The organism is Mesorhizobium sp. B1-1-5 (assembly GCF_006443065.1).
In the GTDB taxonomy this organism is placed as follows: domain Bacteria; phylum Pseudomonadota; class Alphaproteobacteria; order Rhizobiales; family Rhizobiaceae; genus Mesorhizobium.
This window is the reverse complement of record NZ_VFWS01000690.1, coordinates 1-1,010: the sequence shown is the minus strand read 5'-3', so window position 1 is coordinate 1,010 and position 1,010 is coordinate 1. Positions and strand designations below refer to the sequence as shown.

Genomic DNA, 1,010 nt, shown 5'->3' with positions numbered 1-1,010 from the left:
CTATATCACCGCGCAGGCTTCGGGCACTGGAAGGGACAAAAAGGCGGTAGCGACGATCGAGCGCCGCCTGTAATCCCTGACCTGGAACTACACGCAGCGCGGCCAGCCGCTGGACCGCAAGGATCGGCACATCGCCACCGTGATGGCCGGCATCCGCAACAAGCACGCCGCCCCGCCCCGGCAGAAGGAGGCGATCCTTCCCGAGGATCTGACCGCTATGCTAGAAACACTCGACCGCGGAACCTTGCGCGGCCTGCGCGACCGCGCCATGCTGCTCTTGGGTTTCGCCGGCGGCCTGCGGCGCTCCGAGATCGTGGCTTTGGACGTCGGCCGCGACCAGACTGAGGACGGCCGCGGCTGGATCCAGATCCTCGACAAGGGCATGCTGGTTTCGCTTCGCGGCAAGACCGGCTGGCGGGAGGTTGAAGTCGGGCGCGGGTCGTCCGATGCCACCTGCCCGGTTGTCGCGGTGCAGACCTGGCTCAAGCTCGCCCGTATCGCGCACGGTCCCCTCTTCAGGCGCGTCACCGGGCAGGGCAAGGCGGTCGGCGCCGATCGGCTCAACGATCAGGAGGTCGCGCGCCTGGTCAAGCGCACTGCGCTGGCGGCCGGCGTGCGCGGCGATCTGTCGGAAGGTGAACGAGCAAAGCTCTTTGCCGGACATTCGCTACGCGCTGGCCTCGCCTCCTCGGCCGAAGTCGATGAGCGCTATGTGCAAAAGCAGCTCGGCCATGCCTCGGCTGAAATGACTCGCCGCTATCAGCGCCGACGCGATCGCTTCCGTGTCAACCTCACAAAGGCGAGCGGACTATAGGCCGGGCTCGCCCCTCCCCTGCCCTTCGGATGCGGAAAAGTGCGTTATCTCCAGGACAGCTGGTCCTTCGGCAACCGGCCGCTTGGGTCGAATACGGCTACCTTGTGCGGCAGACCCGGACCCCAGTCCCAAAGGACCAGGTTACGATCCTCCTTCTCGGCGCTCGGCGCGAAACTTGGGACCACAATCCCGGCAA

General features: G+C 66.2%; 1 pseudogene. It reads left to right on the top strand.

Annotation, left to right across the window (positions count from 1 at the left end):
- Positions 1-814, top strand: a pseudogene (locus FJ980_RS34415) (site-specific integrase); the annotation flags it as partial.
- Between the last annotated feature and the right edge of the window lie 196 nt (positions 815-1,010).